Source organism: [Brevibacterium] flavum, from assembly GCF_019317305.1.
Classification (GTDB): Bacteria; Actinomycetota; Actinomycetes; order Mycobacteriales; family Mycobacteriaceae; genus Corynebacterium; species Corynebacterium glutamicum.
Genome location: NZ_CP079240.1, coordinates 976,468 through 992,088, shown reverse-complemented (window position 1 = coordinate 992,088; position 15,621 = coordinate 976,468). Strand labels below are relative to the sequence as shown.

Sequence of the window (15,621 nt, the reverse complement as noted above, 5' to 3'; positions counted from 1 at the left end):
AAGCACAAAAGTGCGTCTGAGTATTTCACTCAGACGCACTTTTTGTTGCCTAAATTATGCTGCTAACCATGATGCGGTGGTTGCTGTTCTTTCCAGAATTCCTCACCTGTTGGTTGGTCATCTTGTTCTGGATCTAAAGAAACTTCCCGGACATCATCGTTAGTTGTTGATTCCAGAGGAGAATCTGCCGTGCGATCATAGTCCTTTGCATCTGACGCACGGAACGCTCGTCTACGTTGTCTACTCACACCCGACCAACTCAAACCACGGAAGTGCGAAGCTGATCTACAACAAAATCAACCAACGGTGTCAGAGTTGCCATGCCATCACGAATTGCCGAACGAGACTCAGCGAGGTTGACCACCACGGTTGAGCCGGATACGCCCGCTACGCCTCGGGAAACACTTGCATCCACCGCGCCACAGGCCAAACCGGAGGAACGAAGCGCCTGCGCGATTCCTGGGACGTCCTGGTCCAACACAGCGCTGGTTGCCTCAGGAGTTTTATCCCGAGGACCAACGCCCACTCCGCCGATGGTCAGCACAAGGTCAGCGCCGCCAACAACTGCGGTTTCAATAGCTTGCCTAATCTGAGACTTCTTAGACTTCACGCTGACCACAGCGTCCACGTTGAAGCCAGACTCTAAGAGCAGCTCCGTAACCAAACGGCCAGTCCCATCTGCCTCAGCGACATGATCGCCCACCAGGACAACAAGAGCGCGCTTCTGGGATGCCATGTGGAATTCTTTTTCCGTAGCCTTCAGGAACTCCGGATCCGGTTCAACATCCGGAAGCGGAACTCGTGTGTCTACAACATCGGTAAGACTTCCCAATGGATCCTTGCTCATTGTTCCTCACTCATACTTGGCTACTTGATTAGATGCAGATTAACTCTTTTAAACCTACTCACTCGTCAGAGTAACCTCTACCTCCCGGCTCTGCGAGGTATCTGGCTGTGTAATTGTTAAAGTGATGGTTTCGCCAAAATCATGCGAACGAACAGCAGCGATCAAGGAGTCTGGGCTATCAATAACTCGATCATTGAGCTTGGTCACGATATCGCCTGGCTGAAGTCCAGCATCTGCGGCCGGTCCACCATCTTGAACACTGGCAATCACAGCGCCTGTCACTGAGTTATCAGTGCCAACCTGCACACCGATCATCGGCTGAGTTACCTGGCCGGTGCTGATCAATTGATCGGCCACGCGCTTGGCAAAGTTGGATGGGATAGCAAAACCAAGACCAATGGAACCTGCGGAATCGCTGGTGCTCGAAATCGATGCAATTACCGAATTCATGCCAATGAGGTTGCCATCCATATCAACCAGCGGACCACCAGAGTTACCAGGGTTGATCGCAGCATCGGTCTGGATAGCATCGATGAGGGACGACTCTCCGCCATCACCAGAAGCTCGCACAGGACGGTTCACGGCCGACACAATACCGGTGGTCACAGTGGAGCTCAGACCCAGTGGAGAACCAACAGCCATCACACTTTGTCCAATGCCTAATGCGTCCGAATCTCCAAAGCTCATAACTGGAAGGTTGGACACATCCCTAATCTTGATCACAGCAATATCTGTGGAAGGATCACCAGCAATAAAATCAGCTTGCGCTGTAGTTCCATCGGAGAAATTTACTTCCAACACACCAGATTGTTCAATGCCTGCCACGACGTGATTATTGGTCATGACGTAACCATCGGAGGAAATAATGGATCCAGAGCCCTCAGAAGCAGACGTCCTAGTAATGGCCTGAATAGAGACGACAGAAGGCAAAACTGCGGCAGCAACCTGTTCCGCTGAACCTGGTTCAGCATTAGTGGTGCGCTGCACGCTGGGCTGCTCAAGAGCATTAACTGGGGTTGAAGAGTCCGAACCAAGCTGGGTTGCTGCAACACCCACAACGCTACCGGTAGCAATAGAACCAACAAGCATTAACGCGAGTGCCGTTCCGATGCCAACTTTTCGCTTTTCTTTAGCTGGCTTTACATCTGTGCTTAGAGGCTGATTATCCCAACTGGTCCAGGCTGGAGCTTGTTGCTCATTTCCTTGTTGAGTGTTTTGTTCAGAGCCGAAGCCCGCACCAGGATAGGGGTTTTGATTGGAAGCAGTGTTACCCCACTGCGGATATGAACTACGCACATGTTCGAAGGAGTTGGTTTCTGATGGAGTTTCCGATGCGCGGTCCGGGTTCTCACCGTTGTTTGTGGGGAATTGATTTGTCATGATTTGATTATGAACCCTGTGGCTGGGGCGTCACTCTAAGTAGTCTGAACACTTCCTGTGAGCTCTTTAGTGGTTTAATCATCGACATTTTCGAACCCGCTGCGAATGGGTTCCCCTGGCAAATCAATAGTGATTCTCGTTCCGCCATCATCTGATTCACCCACAACGAGTTGGCCACCATGCCGATTCACAACCTGATTCACGATGGCAAGACCTAATCCCGATCCCGGCATGGAACGGGAGCTGACGGCGCGATAAAACCGTTCCAAAACTAATCCTCGTTCTTTTTCAGCAATTCCAGGCCCTGAATCATCAATAACAATGCGGACCGTTGCTTTGTCGATCTGTGACATCGACACTCGAACAATGCCATTCTCAGGCGACCATTTAATGGCATTATCCAAAACATTTACTAATGCCCTGGTTAAGGAAAAATCATCGCCCAGCAGTTTCCAATCCACAGTCTCGGAAACATCTATCCGCACCGTCATGCGACGGCTTTCCATTCGGTCAAGCGCAATTTCCAACACTTGGTTGAGATCTACAATGCTTGACGTTTCGGCGGTTTCTTCACGCGCAAGATCAACAAGATCACCAATCAAATCAGACATTTCGGTCATCTGCGCCAATACATCACGCCGAAGGCCATCCAATTCTTCCTTGGGGATTCCCGATCCTCCACTGTTGGTTGCCATCAACAGCAATTCAATATTTGTCCGCATTGAGGTCAGTGGAGTTTTCAGCTCGTGTCCTGCATCTGCCACCAACTGAGATTGCCGGGTACGAGACTCCCGCAGTGCCTTGAGCATGTCATTGACACTACGAGTCAACTTAGCGAACTCATCATTTCCCACCACAGGAATCGCACGAAGCTCATCAGTTCGTTTGATTTCTTCAACGGCGCGCTGCAGCTTTGACAGTGGTTTCAGACCCTCCTTCGCAATGATGAAACCAAGCAGAATCGACGCCAAAACACCACTGCCGCCAATGATCAAGAGAATGACGCCAAGCACCGTGAGCTGCCGATCGGTATCCACCATATCTTTAGCAAAAACCACCACTGTGCCCGAGCTATCTCGTTTCATGAGAATGCGCTCAGCACTTGTTACGAGGATCTGTTTCCCCGCTTCATTGCTCTTAAGGAAATCTGAATCAGGCAGTGATATGGATTCACCGATGACGTATTCCCACCCAGGTGGGATTAAGGCGATTCGAGTGTCACTGGCATATTCACCTAACAGAGCAATTTCGGTTTCTGCGGTTGCATAGAATCCCGCTTCACTGGCTCGTCCAAGCATTGCATCCGCTTGTTTTTCCAGATCACGATCGATTGAGTTGGTGACATAGCTGGAGACAGACCAATATGCAGCAACAGTAATAACACCAACGGCGAAAGCTACCAAAGTGGCGCTCAGCAAAGCCAAGCGCCAACGCAACGACATTGAACCGTCGGAGTCATCACTTTCGGTAGGGGCAGGCTCATTTTCCCCTGCGCCGATTCGCCTTAATGTCACGGAGCGGTCTCTCGCAGGACGTATCCGACTCCTCGTACTGTATGGATCAGGCGGTCTTCTCCTTCCAATTCAGTCTTGCGTCGAAGGTATCCAATGTAGACCTCGAGGGCATTGCCTGAAGTGGGGAAATCGTAGCCCCAGACCTCTTCCAAAATCTGGGCGCGAGTGAGCACTTTCCTTTGGTTTTTGAGGAGCAATTGCAGGAGCGCGAACTCTGTTCGAGTAAGGCTGATGGCGCGTCCGTTGCGGTAGACATCTCGACTTTCTGGGTCAAGCGTCAAATCGCCACAAGATAATAGAGCCTGTTCAATGTTGGAACTCTGATTTGATTCCACTGCAGAGCGACGCACCAGTGAACGGACGCGCGCCAACAGCTCTTCAAGAGCAAATGGTTTAGCCAAATAGTCATCTGCGCCAGCATCGAGGCCACCAACACGATCAGAAACATTATCGCGGGCAGTAAGAATAAGAATTGGCCGATCATCGCCTTCGCTGCGAAGGTGGCGACAGACCTCAAGTCCGTCCATACGAGGCATCATGACATCGAGGATCACCAAAGCAGGCTGTTCCTTGTCAATCATCTCTAGTGCTTGGATGCCGTCTTCTGCGAGAACAACGTTGTATCCGTTGAACGAAAGGGAACGTCGCAAGGAGTCACGTACAGCTTGCTCGTCATCAACAACTAGAATTTTCATCGATACCCTTTTCGTCTTCCAGTCCGTGACAGACTTCTTCCCAATGAAGACGTCCACGCGTTGGAACATGTTTCACTTATGCTAACACCTCTTAAGCATAAAGAAGCCAGTTACCTCCTCATTTTAAGAGAAGATAACTGGCTCTTGTTAAATTCTTACCTACAAAAGGTCGTAGGAGATGAATTTAAGGTTTAGAACTGCTCTACGTCCACGAGACCGAGCTGTGCTGCCTTAACCAGACGGCGTGGGATGCGAACGGTCTGACCGTCGATCTTGACCTCCTGAAGGGCGACATTGTCGGCCTTCCACTGGGAACGGCGCATGCGGGTGTTTGCGCGGGACATACGGCGCTTTGGAACTGCCATTGTTTTCCCTCCTATGCCTTCTTCTTGCGGCGAGCCATGCCACCGAAGCGGCGCTCGAACTTCTCAACACGACCAGCGGTGTCCATGACACGCTGAGCGCCGGTCCAGAATGGGTGAGACTCGCTGGTGACGTCAACGACGATCAGTGGGTACTCGTTACCATCTTCCCAGGACACGGTGCGGTCGCTGGAAGCGGTGGACTTGGTCAGGAACTGGAAGCCAGTACCTGCGTCCTGGAAGACTACCGCATGGTAGTCAGGGTGGATATCCTTTTTCATTTACTCTCGATTCCCTCAGGATTGAAACTTCAGGTCGGTTCCAGCGGATGCCAGATCGTGCCCGAGTTGGGTTCGGTAAGTATGCATCACCATGATTTGGCAATGAACCTCCAATACCTTACACCTGTTGCGCTGTAACTAAAAATTGATTATGGAATATGTCCAGCCCAGGCCAAAAACTCCCGCGAGTTATATGATGGATCCGTCATCTAGCCTAGTCACGGAGGAATAATGTTGAGTTCCAAGGACTTGCCGATTTATCAGCGCAAAGCTGACCTTTTCAAGGGTTTGGCACATCCATACCGCATCAGAGCCCTGGAAATCATTGCCACGAATAATGAAGTTTCAGTCGGTCAGATAACCAAAGAGATGGATTTGGAAGCCTCTCACGTGTCCCAGCACCTTAAGGTTTTAAGGAAATTTGGGCTGGTTTCCTCCCAACGCGAAGGCTTAGTTGTTTATTACCGTCTCACCTACCCGGAGGTCGCAGACTTTCTTAAGGTGAGCCGCTCACTATTAAAGAGGATGGCTGGCGAAGATGCGTGACCTTTTACCTTCTAGAGACGACTATCAGCTACTCCGCTTCTCCTGGAAGATGGACATTGCTGCTGGCGTCACCGTGGGCATTGTTGCCCTCCCCCTCGCTCTCGCCTTTGGTGTGAGTTCTGGAGTCGGAGCCGAGGCAGGATTAGTGACTGCGATTATTGCTGGCCTGGTTGCAGCAATCTTCGGCGGTTCCAATGTGCAGGTTTCAGGACCAACCGGAGCGATGGTGGTTATTCTCGCTCCAATCGTCGCCCAATATGGTGTCGGTGCGGTTGCATTACTCAGCCTGATGGCTGGAGTTATCGTCCTTGTCGCCGGAGTGCTTCGATTAGGCCGAACGGTGAGTTTCATTCCGTGGCCGGTCATCGAAGGATTTACGGCAGGCATCGGTGTGATTATTTTCCTGCAACAGGTGCCAGCTGCGTTTGGTTATTCGGGCCATTTGCCCACCAATGCGCTCCTCGCTGCGATTCACACTGTTTCACACGCCACGAAGGACGCAATTCTACCTCTCTTAATTATTATCGTCACCGCTGCAATCATGATTGTGTTGGGAAAGATCGCCCCAAAGCTCCCTGCCAGCTTCATTGCCATTTTGGTGGTGTCCATTGGCGTGGCTCTACTCAAGCTTCCCGTTGAGTTGATCGGTGAGCTCCCCAATTCCCTTCCTGCCCCTCACCTGCCTGATGTGAACCTGGAGATGTTCACGAGTTTGCTGGGGCCAGCTTTTGCTGTCGCCGCGCTCGCTGCTATTGAGTCTCTCCTTTCCGCTCGTGTGGCAGCCTCCATGGCCGATACGGGTCCTTATAATGCTGACCGCGAATTGGTCGGTCAGGGGTTGGCGTCGATAAGCGCTGGCTTTTTTGGCGGCATGCCGGCAACTGGCGCAATCGCGCGTACGGCGGTCAATGTGCGCTCCGGCGGGCGTACCCGTATGGCGTCGATTATTCACGCGCTTGTGCTGCTCGGCGTTGTGTATGTGGCGGCGAATATCGTCGCGGTCATTCCGCTCGCCGCACTGTCGGGCGTGCTCATGGTCACCGCGAGCCGCATGGTGTCCATTGAAGTGATCTCGCGCGTCATGCGCTCCACTCGCTCCGATGCGATCGTTTTTGTCATCACCGCGATCGTCACCATCAGCGTCGACCTCGTCATCGCAGTGGGCATCGGCATTGCCGTCGCGGCGTTCTTCATACTGCGACGCATGAGCATGAACGCCGGCGTCTTCCGGGAAACCTTGCCCGAACCGGCCACGCTTAACGACGAAAAGATCGGCCTTTTCCGTATCGAGGGCGCATTGTTCTTTGGCGCAGCTGAACGTCTTTCGCAGCAAATCCTTGATTATGACGACCTCGAAGTGGTGATCCTGCGCCTGTCACACATCCAAATGATCGACGCCACCGGCGCCCACCAGCTCACCGAACTTGTCAATGCGCTGGAAAGAAAAAATGTCACTGTACTAATAAAGGGCGTCCGGAAAGAACACATTCACGTTCTCGGCGTCCTCGGAGCGATCAGATCACTGCGGCATCAGAACCACCTCTTCGATGACCTCGCCCCAGCGGTTGAACATGCCCGAAAACACGTTAAGATCGACAACAGTTAAGGCTTCCGGGGCGATCTAAACCCGCATTGAATAGGCGATTAGGTGTTTTGGGGCAACGTATGTAAACTTGTCCCTTGCTGTTGTCGTAAATATTCGTTATCGCCCCGTCAGCTGGCATGCTCGCGCCCCGGTCACCCGGTGCGGCGCGTCTTCTAACTGAATGTGGGCGGCTAGGAGAAAGTAAGTTATGTCGGCACATTGCCAGGTAACGGGACGCAAGCCGAGTTTCGGCAAGTCTGTCTCACACTCGCACCGACGCACTTCCCGCCGTTGGAACCCCAACGTGCAGCGTCGCAAGTTCTATGTCCCTTCCGAGGGACGCACCATCACTCTGACCGTTTCCACCAAGGGTCTGAAGGTCATTGACCGCGACGGCATCGAAGCCGTTGTTGCTCAGATTCGCGCACGTGGGGAGAAGATCTAAAGATGGCACGTAATGATATCCGCCCTATCATCAAGCTGAAGTCTACTGCTGGCACTGGTTACACCTATGTCACCCGTAAGAACAAGCGCAACAACCCGGACCGTATTTCCCTCATGAAGTACGATCCAGTAGTCCGTAAGCACGTCGAATTCCGCGAGGAGCGATAATCAATGGCTAAGAAGTCAAAGATCGCCAAGAACGAGAAGCGCAAGGAAATCGTCGCCCGCTACGCGGAGCGTCGCGCTGAGCTCAAGGCAATTATCCGTAACCCAAACACCTCTGACGAGGATCGTCTGGATGCACAGTTCGAACTGAACAGCCAGCCACGTGATGCTGCTGCTGTCCGCGTTCGTAACCGCGACTCACACGATGGTCGCCCACGCGGCTACCTCCGTAAGTTCGGTCTTTCCCGTGTCCGTATGCGCGAGATGGCTCACCGTGGTGAGCTGCCGGGCGTTCGTAAGTCCAGCTGGTAAGGGAGTTTTTACCAATGAAGCAGCGTAACAACGCTAAGCGCGTCCGCCTTGAGCAGACTCGCCGCCCAAAGAAGAACCCGCTGAAGGCAGCGGGCATCGAGAAGGTGGACTACAAGGACATCAACACCCTTCGTCAGTTCATCTCCGACCGCCACAAGATCCGTTCACGTCGTGTCACCGGTCTGACCCCGCAGCAGCAGCGCGAGGTTGCAACCGCCGTGAAGAACGCACGCGAAATGGCTCTCCTGCCGTTCACCAGCCGCTAAGACTGGGAATAACGTAACAGCGACTTCTCAAAGAACCATCCCACTCATTTCGAGTGCGGGTGGTTTTTTCTATGCCTAATTCTATGTCTGATTCTATTGGTGTCGCATGCGCAGTGTAGTTTTAGAATTACTAGAGAACTGGAAGGAATCACTCGTGCTTCACCCCTCATTGACTGAGCTAGCGGATGCTGCCCCACTTGCACAGGATTTTGCCACCGTCCGCGGTGTGCTGAAGGAATCGCTGGATTTGTTGGGCAATGCACTGAACCACGGTGAAGAGCCCGCGGAGCTTGCAGGGTGGCTGTCACAAGTTATTACTGATGTTTTGCACTCCCCTGGCTTGGATGCCCACGTGGTGCTCACCGGCCCCGTGGGGCGTGGAGACGCGCTGCCTACCTCGCCCGTGAGGTGGCTGGCGGTCGTCGATAGCCAAGAAGATCCGAATGAAAAGATTTCAGCGCTGTTAACTGAGGTGGGCTTCATTGCGGAGCCGATCGGTGCGGCAACTCGTGAGGAGTGGGAGCAGCGTGCGCGCGCTGGTGAGGATCCAGAGGTCTATTTGGATGCTGGCACGTGGGTCGCGGCGATCGCTGAAGTAGATGACAAAGCACTGTTGCAGGATGCGTTGTCATCTAGGCCGCCTGCGGTGGAAACTTATGAGGGTCTTCCTTCGTTGGACATGGTGGTAAACATTCGTGAGAACCTCATGATTCCCACGGTGAAGATCGCTCGCTGGGCAGCACACAAGGCTGGTTCTTTGGCGCCTACGACTGCGCAGCGCCTCGTGGATGCCCGTGGTGTGCTCACCAATGATGAAGTCGACGCGCTGACACAGGTGTGGACTTCCGCACTGAGCTTGCAGTCGAAACGTTGGATGGATCACATCCATGATCAAGAAACCACCGCTTGGGAGCTTCCCGCGCTGCAACGTGCCACTTTTGGCGCATCGGCTCGGTTGCTTTCTGAGGTGTTGCGGTCCGTTGAAGCCCGTGAAATCGATACCAAATAGGAACTCTGCACAATTACTGGCTACAATCTCTTGAGATCAATAGGCCAAAACTTTAAGGAAGTAGAATTACGCTATGGCAGGAGCAGTGGGACGCCCCCGGAGATCAGCTCCGCGACGGGCAGGCAAGAATCCTCGCGAGGAGATTCTTGACGCCTCTGCTGAGCTTTTCACCCATCAAGGCTTCGCAACAACCTCCACGCATCAAATCGCTGATGCCGTGGGAATCCGCCAAGCCTCGCTGTATTATCACTTCCCGTCTAAGACGGAAATCTTCCTCACCCTCCTGAAATCTACCGTCGAGCCGTCCACTGTGCTCGCCGAAGACTTAAGCATCCTGGATGCAGGACCTGAGATGCGCCTCTGGGCAATCGTTGCCTCCGAAGTGCGTCTGCTGCTGTCCACCAAGTGGAACGTCGGTCGCCTGTACCAACTCCCCATCGTTGGTTCTGAAGAGTTCGCCGAGTACCACAGCCAGCGCGAAGCCCTCACCAACGTCTTCCGCGACCTCGCCACCGAAATCGTCGGTGACGACCCCCGCGCAGAACTCCCCTTCCACATCACCATGTCGGTGATCGAAATGCGTCGCAACGACGGCAAGATTCCAAGCCCGCTTTCCGCAGACAGCCTCCCGGAGACCGCAATTATGCTTGCCGACGCCTCCCTCGCCGTCCTCGGCGCGTCGCTGCCCGCCGACCGGGTCGAAAAAACGCTTGAACTAATCAAGCAGGCTGACGCGAAATAACCATCCGCGCCTGCGAAATCAGCGGAGCATCAATCATCTGACCATCCAGTTTGAACGCACCTGGATGGTTTTTTGCTTCCTCCACCACTTTCTTCGCCCATTCCAACTGGTTAGCCTCTGGCCGATATGCTCTCCGAACAGTCTCGATCTGCTTGGGGTGAATGCATGCGGTACCAGCGAAACCAGTCCGCGCAGCATCGACCGCTTCTAAATAGAGGCCCTCTTCATCGTGGAAATCCGCATGGATGGCATCAATGGTGAACTTCCCATTCGCCGCCGCGTGGAGGTGCATCAGGGCGCGTGTAAGCCTCATGGTGTCTCGGTAGGAGCCTTCATTGGACTCATCACCCAAGAACCTAGAATGAGTGCCTCCCAAGAGGTGTGTGAGATCCTCCGCGCCCCAGAACATTCCAACGACTTTAGGGTCCGCAGCAATCTGAGGAATGCTGGTTGCAGCCTGAGGGGTTTCAATCATGGCGATAATGTTGAGGCCATCTAATTCCTCAGGCACGCTGCCAAGAAGTTTAGGAACCATAACAAGTGTGAAATCCGTGGACTTCACCATCTCCACGTCAGCCAAAAAGTGTGGATCGCTCGGCCCTACGGTTCTCACAATGGTTCGTTTAGGATCCAACCCCGATTCCCTAATGTTCCTATAGGCGACCTCACGGTCTACCTCCCCTGCCCCATCTTCCAAATCAATGATGACCATATCGGCCTTCGATGCTGCTTTTGGAATGATCTCAGCACGTCCAGCTGGTGCGAAGAGAATAGCTGGTCCACAAATAAGTTCAGACATGTACTCATTAATACGCGAAAAGGCAGACCTTATGGTCTGCCTTCAAGCGAAATCTTTAAAAACTTTAGTGAGCGAAGTGTCGCGCACCAGTCAGGTACATGGTCACGCCAGCCTTGTTGGCTGCCTCAATGACCTCGTTGTCGCGAATGGATCCACCAGGCTGCACAACAGCAGTGATGCCAGCCTCAGCGAGAACCTCAAAGCCGTCAGCGAATGGGAAGAACGCATCGGAAGCAGCAACGGAACCGGTAGCGCGCTCTGCACCTGCACGGTCGACAGCCAAGCGAGCAGAGTCAACGCGGTTGACCTGTCCCATGCCAACGCCAACGGTAGCGCCGTTCTTAGCCAACAGAATTGCGTTGGACTTCACGGAACGAACTGCAGTCCACGCGAACTCCAGGTCCTTCAGAACCTCAGGAGAAACAGCAGAGCCGGCAGCAAGAGTCCAGTTTGCGGAGTTGTCGCCCTCAGCGTGGATCAAGTCGCGTTCCTGAACAAGCAGACCGCCGGAGATCTCACGGGACTCAAAGCCCTTACGCACAGGTGCTTCAGCCTGAAGAATACGGATGTTCTTCTTCTGGCTCAGGATCTCCACAGCGCCCTCTTCGTAGGAAGGAGCGATGATGACCTCAGTGAAGATCTCTGCAACCTGGTTAGCCATCTCAACGCTGACTTCACGGTTGGACGCGATGACGCCACCGAATGCGGACACAGAGTCACATGCGTGTGCCTCGCGGTGTGCCGCTGCGATGGACTCATCAGAAACAGCAATGCCACAAGGGTTTGCATGCTTGATGATAGCTACACAAGGACGCTCGTGATCCCACGCTGCACGCCATGCAGCATCAGAATCGGTGTAGTTGTTGTAGCTCATTTCCTTGCCGTGGAACTGCTTAGCCTGTGCAAGTCCGCGGGTGTTGCCCACGTACAAAGCTGCAGACTGGTGAGGGTTCTCACCGTAACGCAAGCTGCGGGACAAGGTGTTGGTGGTGCCGATCCAACCTGGGAACTCAGTCTCAGAATCTTCGGCAGCCAGCTGCTCGCTCATCCAGGTTGCAACGGTGACATCGTAGGTTGCGGTGTGGCGGAAAGCCTCAGCAGCCAACTTGGTGCGCTCCGCGCGGGAGAATCCACCGGTCTTCAAAGCTTCCTGGACATCCTCGTAGCGGTTTGGTGAAACAACCACAGCGACAGATGGGTGGTTCTTTGCCGCAGCACGAACCATGGATGGGCCTCCGATGTCGATCTGCTCAACGCAAGCATCGAAATCGGCGCCGGACGCAACGGTCTCAGCAAATGGGTACAGGTTCACCACGACAAGCTGGAATGGGGCGACCTCAAGTTCCTTGAGCTGACGCAGGTGGTCTTCCTTGCGGGTGTCCGCCAAGATGCCAGCGTGAACCTTAGGATGCAGTGTCTTCACACGGCCCTCAAGGCACTCAGGGAAACCGGTGAGCTCCTCAACCGGGGTAACAGGAATACCAAGCTCAGCAATCTTCGCCGCAGTGGATCCGGTGGAAACAATTTCCACGTTCGCGCGGTGAAGTGCCTGGGCTAGATCCTCCAGGCCAGTCTTGTCATACACGCTAATTAGTGCGCGTTTAATTGCCTTACGATCATCGCTCATGAAGGATTTAGCCTCTCCAGTTGAGTTGTACGCCACCCTGACGCGAAAATTCCACGCTGTTCAGGACTTCTACAATGAGTTTACGCTCAACCTGCTTGATTCTTTCATGCAGGCTGGATTCATCATCATTCACTTCTACCGGCACTGCTCGTTGAGCAATAATTGGGCCGGTATCCACACCAGCATCGACAAGGTGAACTGTCGAACCTGACACTTTCACACCGTATGCCAAAGCATCGCGAACCGCGTGGGCACCAGGGAAAGAAGGCAATAAAGCTGGGTGGGTGTTGATGATGCGGGACGGGAACCTTGAGAGGAAACCTTCGCCCAAAATTTTCATGAATCCCGCAGAGACCACCAAATCTGGGTCGCTTACTGCAACTGCGTCTGCAAGCTCGTGGTTCCACTGTGCACGATCTTTTCCAAGCGGAACAACTGCAGTATCAATACCTGCGTCTGCGGCTCTGGAAAGTGCAGGGCATTCGACGTCAGAGACAACGCCCACGATCGAATAGGTACCTTGCGCTTCAATGAGTGACTGAAGGAGGGTGCCTGTTCCGGAAGCTAGCACGACAATGGTGGTCGTAGAGTCAGAATTCACAACAGATATGTTAACGGTCTTCGGCCTCGGAACCATCATTGGTTTCTTCAGCCTCAGTTTCTGGCTCAATTTCTTCGTCGGATTCTTCCTCTTCAGGATTCTCTTCAGGATCCTCTGCGTCGTCTTCTTCGACCTCTTCTACTGCTTCCTCAACTTCCTCTTCCTCCTCTTCGTGCTCTTCAACTTCTTCAGACTCGGGCTCCACAACAGGCACAGCTTTAACAGACTTAACTTCTACGGGGTTGCGCAGCTTGTCGATTCCGGCGATGAGGAGTCCAACGAGGGCGAAATAGACGAAAACTAGGCCAACTGACGCCAGGAGGTTGAGTCCGACGTAGTTGTATACGCCCAAGGTTCCGCCGGCGAAAACTGCCAGGACGAGGAAACACAGTGCTGAAATGACTGCTGCTGTTGTGTTCACGGCGAGGCGCATGGGGTTTCTCACGCAGACCCAGGTGGCAATAATTGCAGGGATGACCAGTAAGGCCACTGCCCATGAGGGGGCTTCGCTGGGGAGAGCTGCGAGGATGGGAAGCGGTGGCAATGGAACGGAATGCACGCTGAAGACGCTGATGGAGGCGTCACCGAAGTAAAGAGGTGAGCCGATCAGATTGCCCATCGCAAAGATCATCATGTTGGGCAGATACAGAATGCTCAGGACGATCAAGGCCACAACAGAGGCGGAGTCGTCGTAGCCCTGCATGGTCGCGGTGAATGCGCTGTGGTTGATCGCGGTCATCACGAGCACGGAAACCAAGGAGACTGTTCCAAATGCGATGAGGAAGCGGAAAGCTTGGGTGATGGCGTCGATAAGCCATTCTGGAGCACCGTAGCGGCGCGCCAACGCCTGCCACAGGCGTGGCCCCATACCGAGGAAGAGGGCGCTGAGGTGGAACAACATCACGCGTAGGAGGCGCGTGATTGGCGGGACCTCGACGTTGAGGACGCTGGAGGCGTCGAAAAGCATGAACGCTGCGATGGCGGTGAGCGCAAGCGGGATGCCGAGGACGAGTGCTGCGAGGACGCCTAAGTCGGCGATGCTGACACGATCTTTGACTGCGCGGTGGATGCGCGCGGCGATGGCCCAGAGGAATATAAAGCCGGGAAGCGTGGGCAGTACCGAGATCACTTCCCCACTGCCGGCCACCGCACCGAGATTTAGGGAAAGCCACAGCTGTGCAATCGTTGCCGAAAGATTCACCATTGAAGAATTGGTGAACATTAGGGAGGCTACGGCGAGAATAATAACCAAAAGCACCGCCACGCCATGCGGAATCAGCACGGTTGGAAGGAAACGCAGCAACTTTGATTGCCGAGCTTCCTTCTGTGGCGTTTGCGCAGGTGCTTGCGGTTTTGGCCGGCGACGTCGGATCTGACCGGGTCGTGTCTGCGAACTATTTTTCTTGCTCATCAACAAACAACTGTGCCACTAATACGGATAGTTTTGGCGATGGCACGTCGGAGAGTAACCCTGTGAGAAAAGTGTTACTTTTTGCACAATTTACTAAAAAGTAATCAAACTTTGGCTTTTCGCTTGCCCGATCGGGAATCTCCGGCTAGTGTTACTTCCGGTAGATAACAAGATGGTCACAATTAAACTTCGATAGCTTGATATAAGCTTCGAAAAGTTTTGTGGCAAAAATCGGAAACAGGCGAAATTGCAGAAGCACACTCGAGGTGGCAAGCACCGCAAGCAGACTACCTCCCCAGTAACTAAGGGTGGTGTCGCTTTTGTTGCAGTAGCTACCGGTGCCGTGTCAACTGCAGGCGCAGGCGGAGCAGTTGCTGCACAGGCTTCCAATCAGCCGGTTGAGGTCAACTTCGAGCTTACTGCAAACGACACAACTGACCTAGTGGCTGGAAGCTCCGCCCCTCAGATCCTGTCTATCGCTGAGTTCAAGCCAGTTGTGAACTTGGGCGATCAGATCGCAAAGACCATTCAGTACAACGCTGACCGCATTCAGGCTGACCTGGACGCTCGTGGCCCTTCAGTGGTTCGCCCTGCTGAAGGTTCTTACACTTCCGGCTTCGGTGCTCGTTGGGGCACCAACCACAATGGTGTGGATATCGCTAACGCAATCGGCACTCCAATCCTCGCTGCCATGGACGGCACTGTTATCGATGCAGGTCCTGCTTCCGGTTTCGGTAACTGGGTTCGCCTCCAGCACGAAGATGGCACCATCACCGTGTACGGCCACATGGAGACTGTTGAGGTTACTGTTGGTCAGGTTGTCCGCGCTGGAGACCGCATCGCAGGCATGGGTAACCGAGGATTCTCCACCGGCTCCCACCTCCACTTCGAGGTTTACCCTGCAGGCGGCGGCGCTGTTGATCCAGCTCCTTGGCTTGCAGAGCGCGGCATTACTCTTTAATTAACTTTTGGGCGACCTTTTACGGTCGTCCTCTTGCGTTCCCAAAACATACCCAGTAAGTTACTGGGTATCCA

General features: G+C 53.7%; 20 protein-coding genes. 9 read left to right on the top strand and 11 right to left on the bottom strand.

Annotation, left to right across the window (positions count from 1 at the left end):
* Positions 1-62: 62 nt before the first annotated feature.
* From KW808_RS04785 to KW808_RS04755, 7 genes are all read right to left on the bottom strand, one after another.
* Positions 63-248: a hypothetical protein gene (locus KW808_RS04785; RefSeq protein WP_374057886.1), complete on the bottom strand. Its 186-nt coding sequence runs from the start codon at positions 246-248 to the stop codon at positions 63-65.
* 11 nt (positions 249-259) lie between these two features.
* Positions 260-847: a MogA/MoaB family molybdenum cofactor biosynthesis protein gene (locus tag KW808_RS04780; RefSeq protein ID WP_003858456.1), complete on the bottom strand. Its 588-nt coding sequence runs from the start codon at positions 845-847 to the stop codon at positions 260-262.
* 54 nt (positions 848-901) lie between these two features.
* Positions 902-2,227, bottom strand: coding sequence for a S1C family serine protease (locus KW808_RS04775; protein WP_003862422.1), 1,326 nt, complete (start codon positions 2,225-2,227; stop codon positions 902-904).
* A gap of 74 nt (positions 2,228-2,301) precedes the next feature.
* A complete protein-coding gene (locus KW808_RS04770) occupies positions 2,302-3,669 on the bottom strand; it encodes a sensor histidine kinase (RefSeq protein WP_003862420.1) in 1,368 nt (455 codons plus the stop codon).
* Between the two features lie 68 nt (positions 3,670-3,737).
* Positions 3,738-4,436 (bottom strand): response regulator transcription factor, encoded by a 699-nt coding sequence (locus KW808_RS04765; protein ID WP_003858451.1) that lies wholly within the window; start codon positions 4,434-4,436, stop codon positions 3,738-3,740.
* A gap of 191 nt (positions 4,437-4,627) precedes the next feature.
* Positions 4,628-4,801, bottom strand: a complete 174-nt coding sequence (gene rpmF / locus KW808_RS04760) for a 50S ribosomal protein L32 (RefSeq protein WP_003858448.1) — start codon at positions 4,799-4,801, stop codon at positions 4,628-4,630.
* Positions 4,802-4,812: 11 nt separating this feature from the next.
* Positions 4,813-5,079: a type B 50S ribosomal protein L31 gene (locus KW808_RS04755; RefSeq protein WP_003858446.1), complete on the bottom strand. Its 267-nt coding sequence runs from the start codon at positions 5,077-5,079 to the stop codon at positions 4,813-4,815.
* Between the two features lie 231 nt (positions 5,080-5,310).
* Between KW808_RS04755 and KW808_RS04750 the strand changes: the two genes are divergently transcribed.
* From KW808_RS04750 to amtR, 8 genes are all read left to right on the top strand, one after another.
* Positions 5,311-5,625, top strand: coding sequence for an ArsR/SmtB family transcription factor (locus KW808_RS04750; protein ID WP_003858445.1), 315 nt, complete (start codon positions 5,311-5,313; stop codon positions 5,623-5,625).
* The gene (locus tag KW808_RS04745) at positions 5,618-7,231 is read left to right on the top strand and encodes a SulP family inorganic anion transporter (RefSeq protein WP_003862418.1); all 1,614 of its coding nucleotides are present in this window, start codon (positions 5,618-5,620) and stop codon (positions 7,229-7,231) included. Before KW808_RS04750 ends, KW808_RS04745 begins: the two co-directional genes overlap by 8 nt.
* A gap of 187 nt (positions 7,232-7,418) precedes the next feature.
* On the top strand, positions 7,419-7,655 hold the full coding sequence (rpmB, locus tag KW808_RS04740) for a 50S ribosomal protein L28 (protein ID WP_003858441.1): 237 nt from the start codon (positions 7,419-7,421) through the stop codon (positions 7,653-7,655).
* Between the two features lie 2 nt (positions 7,656-7,657).
* Positions 7,658-7,822, top strand: a complete 165-nt coding sequence (rpmG, locus tag KW808_RS04735) for a 50S ribosomal protein L33 (RefSeq protein ID WP_003858439.1) — start codon at positions 7,658-7,660, stop codon at positions 7,820-7,822.
* A 3-nt stretch (positions 7,823-7,825) separates the two neighbouring features.
* A complete protein-coding gene (gene rpsN / locus KW808_RS04730; RefSeq protein ID WP_003858409.1) occupies positions 7,826-8,131 on the top strand; it encodes a 30S ribosomal protein S14 in 306 nt (101 codons plus the stop codon).
* A gap of 14 nt (positions 8,132-8,145) precedes the next feature.
* A complete protein-coding gene (gene rpsR / locus KW808_RS04725) occupies positions 8,146-8,397 on the top strand; it encodes a 30S ribosomal protein S18 (RefSeq protein ID WP_003858407.1) in 252 nt (83 codons plus the stop codon).
* Between the two features lie 154 nt (positions 8,398-8,551).
* A complete protein-coding gene (locus tag KW808_RS04720; RefSeq protein ID WP_003862417.1) occupies positions 8,552-9,406 on the top strand; it encodes a putative nucleotidyltransferase substrate binding domain-containing protein in 855 nt (284 codons plus the stop codon).
* Between the two features lie 73 nt (positions 9,407-9,479).
* A complete protein-coding gene (amtR, locus tag KW808_RS04715; RefSeq protein WP_003862416.1) occupies positions 9,480-10,148 on the top strand; it encodes a TetR/AcrR family transcriptional regulator AmtR in 669 nt (222 codons plus the stop codon).
* Here amtR and KW808_RS04710 read toward each other — a convergent pair.
* The 4 genes from KW808_RS04710 to KW808_RS04695 all read right to left on the bottom strand — a co-directional run bounded on the left by KW808_RS04710 (position 10,126) and on the right by KW808_RS04695 (position 14,478).
* On the bottom strand, positions 10,126-10,947 hold the full coding sequence (locus KW808_RS04710) for an HpcH/HpaI aldolase/citrate lyase family protein (RefSeq protein WP_003862415.1): 822 nt from the start codon (positions 10,945-10,947) through the stop codon (positions 10,126-10,128). The genes amtR and KW808_RS04710 overlap by 23 nt on opposite strands.
* A gap of 64 nt (positions 10,948-11,011) precedes the next feature.
* Complete coding sequence (gene purH / locus KW808_RS04705) at positions 11,012-12,574, bottom strand: bifunctional phosphoribosylaminoimidazolecarboxamide formyltransferase/IMP cyclohydrolase (protein ID WP_003862414.1); 1,563 nt, start codon at positions 12,572-12,574, stop codon at positions 11,012-11,014.
* A 7-nt stretch (positions 12,575-12,581) separates the two neighbouring features.
* Positions 12,582-13,211: a phosphoribosylglycinamide formyltransferase gene (gene purN, locus KW808_RS04700; RefSeq protein WP_003858391.1), complete on the bottom strand. Its 630-nt coding sequence runs from the start codon at positions 13,209-13,211 to the stop codon at positions 12,582-12,584.
* Entirely contained in the window at positions 13,186-14,478 is a 1,293-nt protein-coding gene (locus KW808_RS04695) for a cell division protein PerM (RefSeq protein WP_003862413.1), read from the bottom strand. Before KW808_RS04695 ends, purN begins: the two co-directional genes overlap by 26 nt.
* A 355-nt stretch (positions 14,479-14,833) precedes the next feature.
* On the opposite strand from KW808_RS04695, the gene KW808_RS04690 reads away from it, so the two are divergent.
* Positions 14,834-15,547, top strand: coding sequence for a M23 family metallopeptidase (locus KW808_RS04690; protein WP_003862412.1), 714 nt, complete (start codon positions 14,834-14,836; stop codon positions 15,545-15,547).
* The last annotated feature ends 74 nt before the right edge of the window (positions 15,548-15,621 follow it).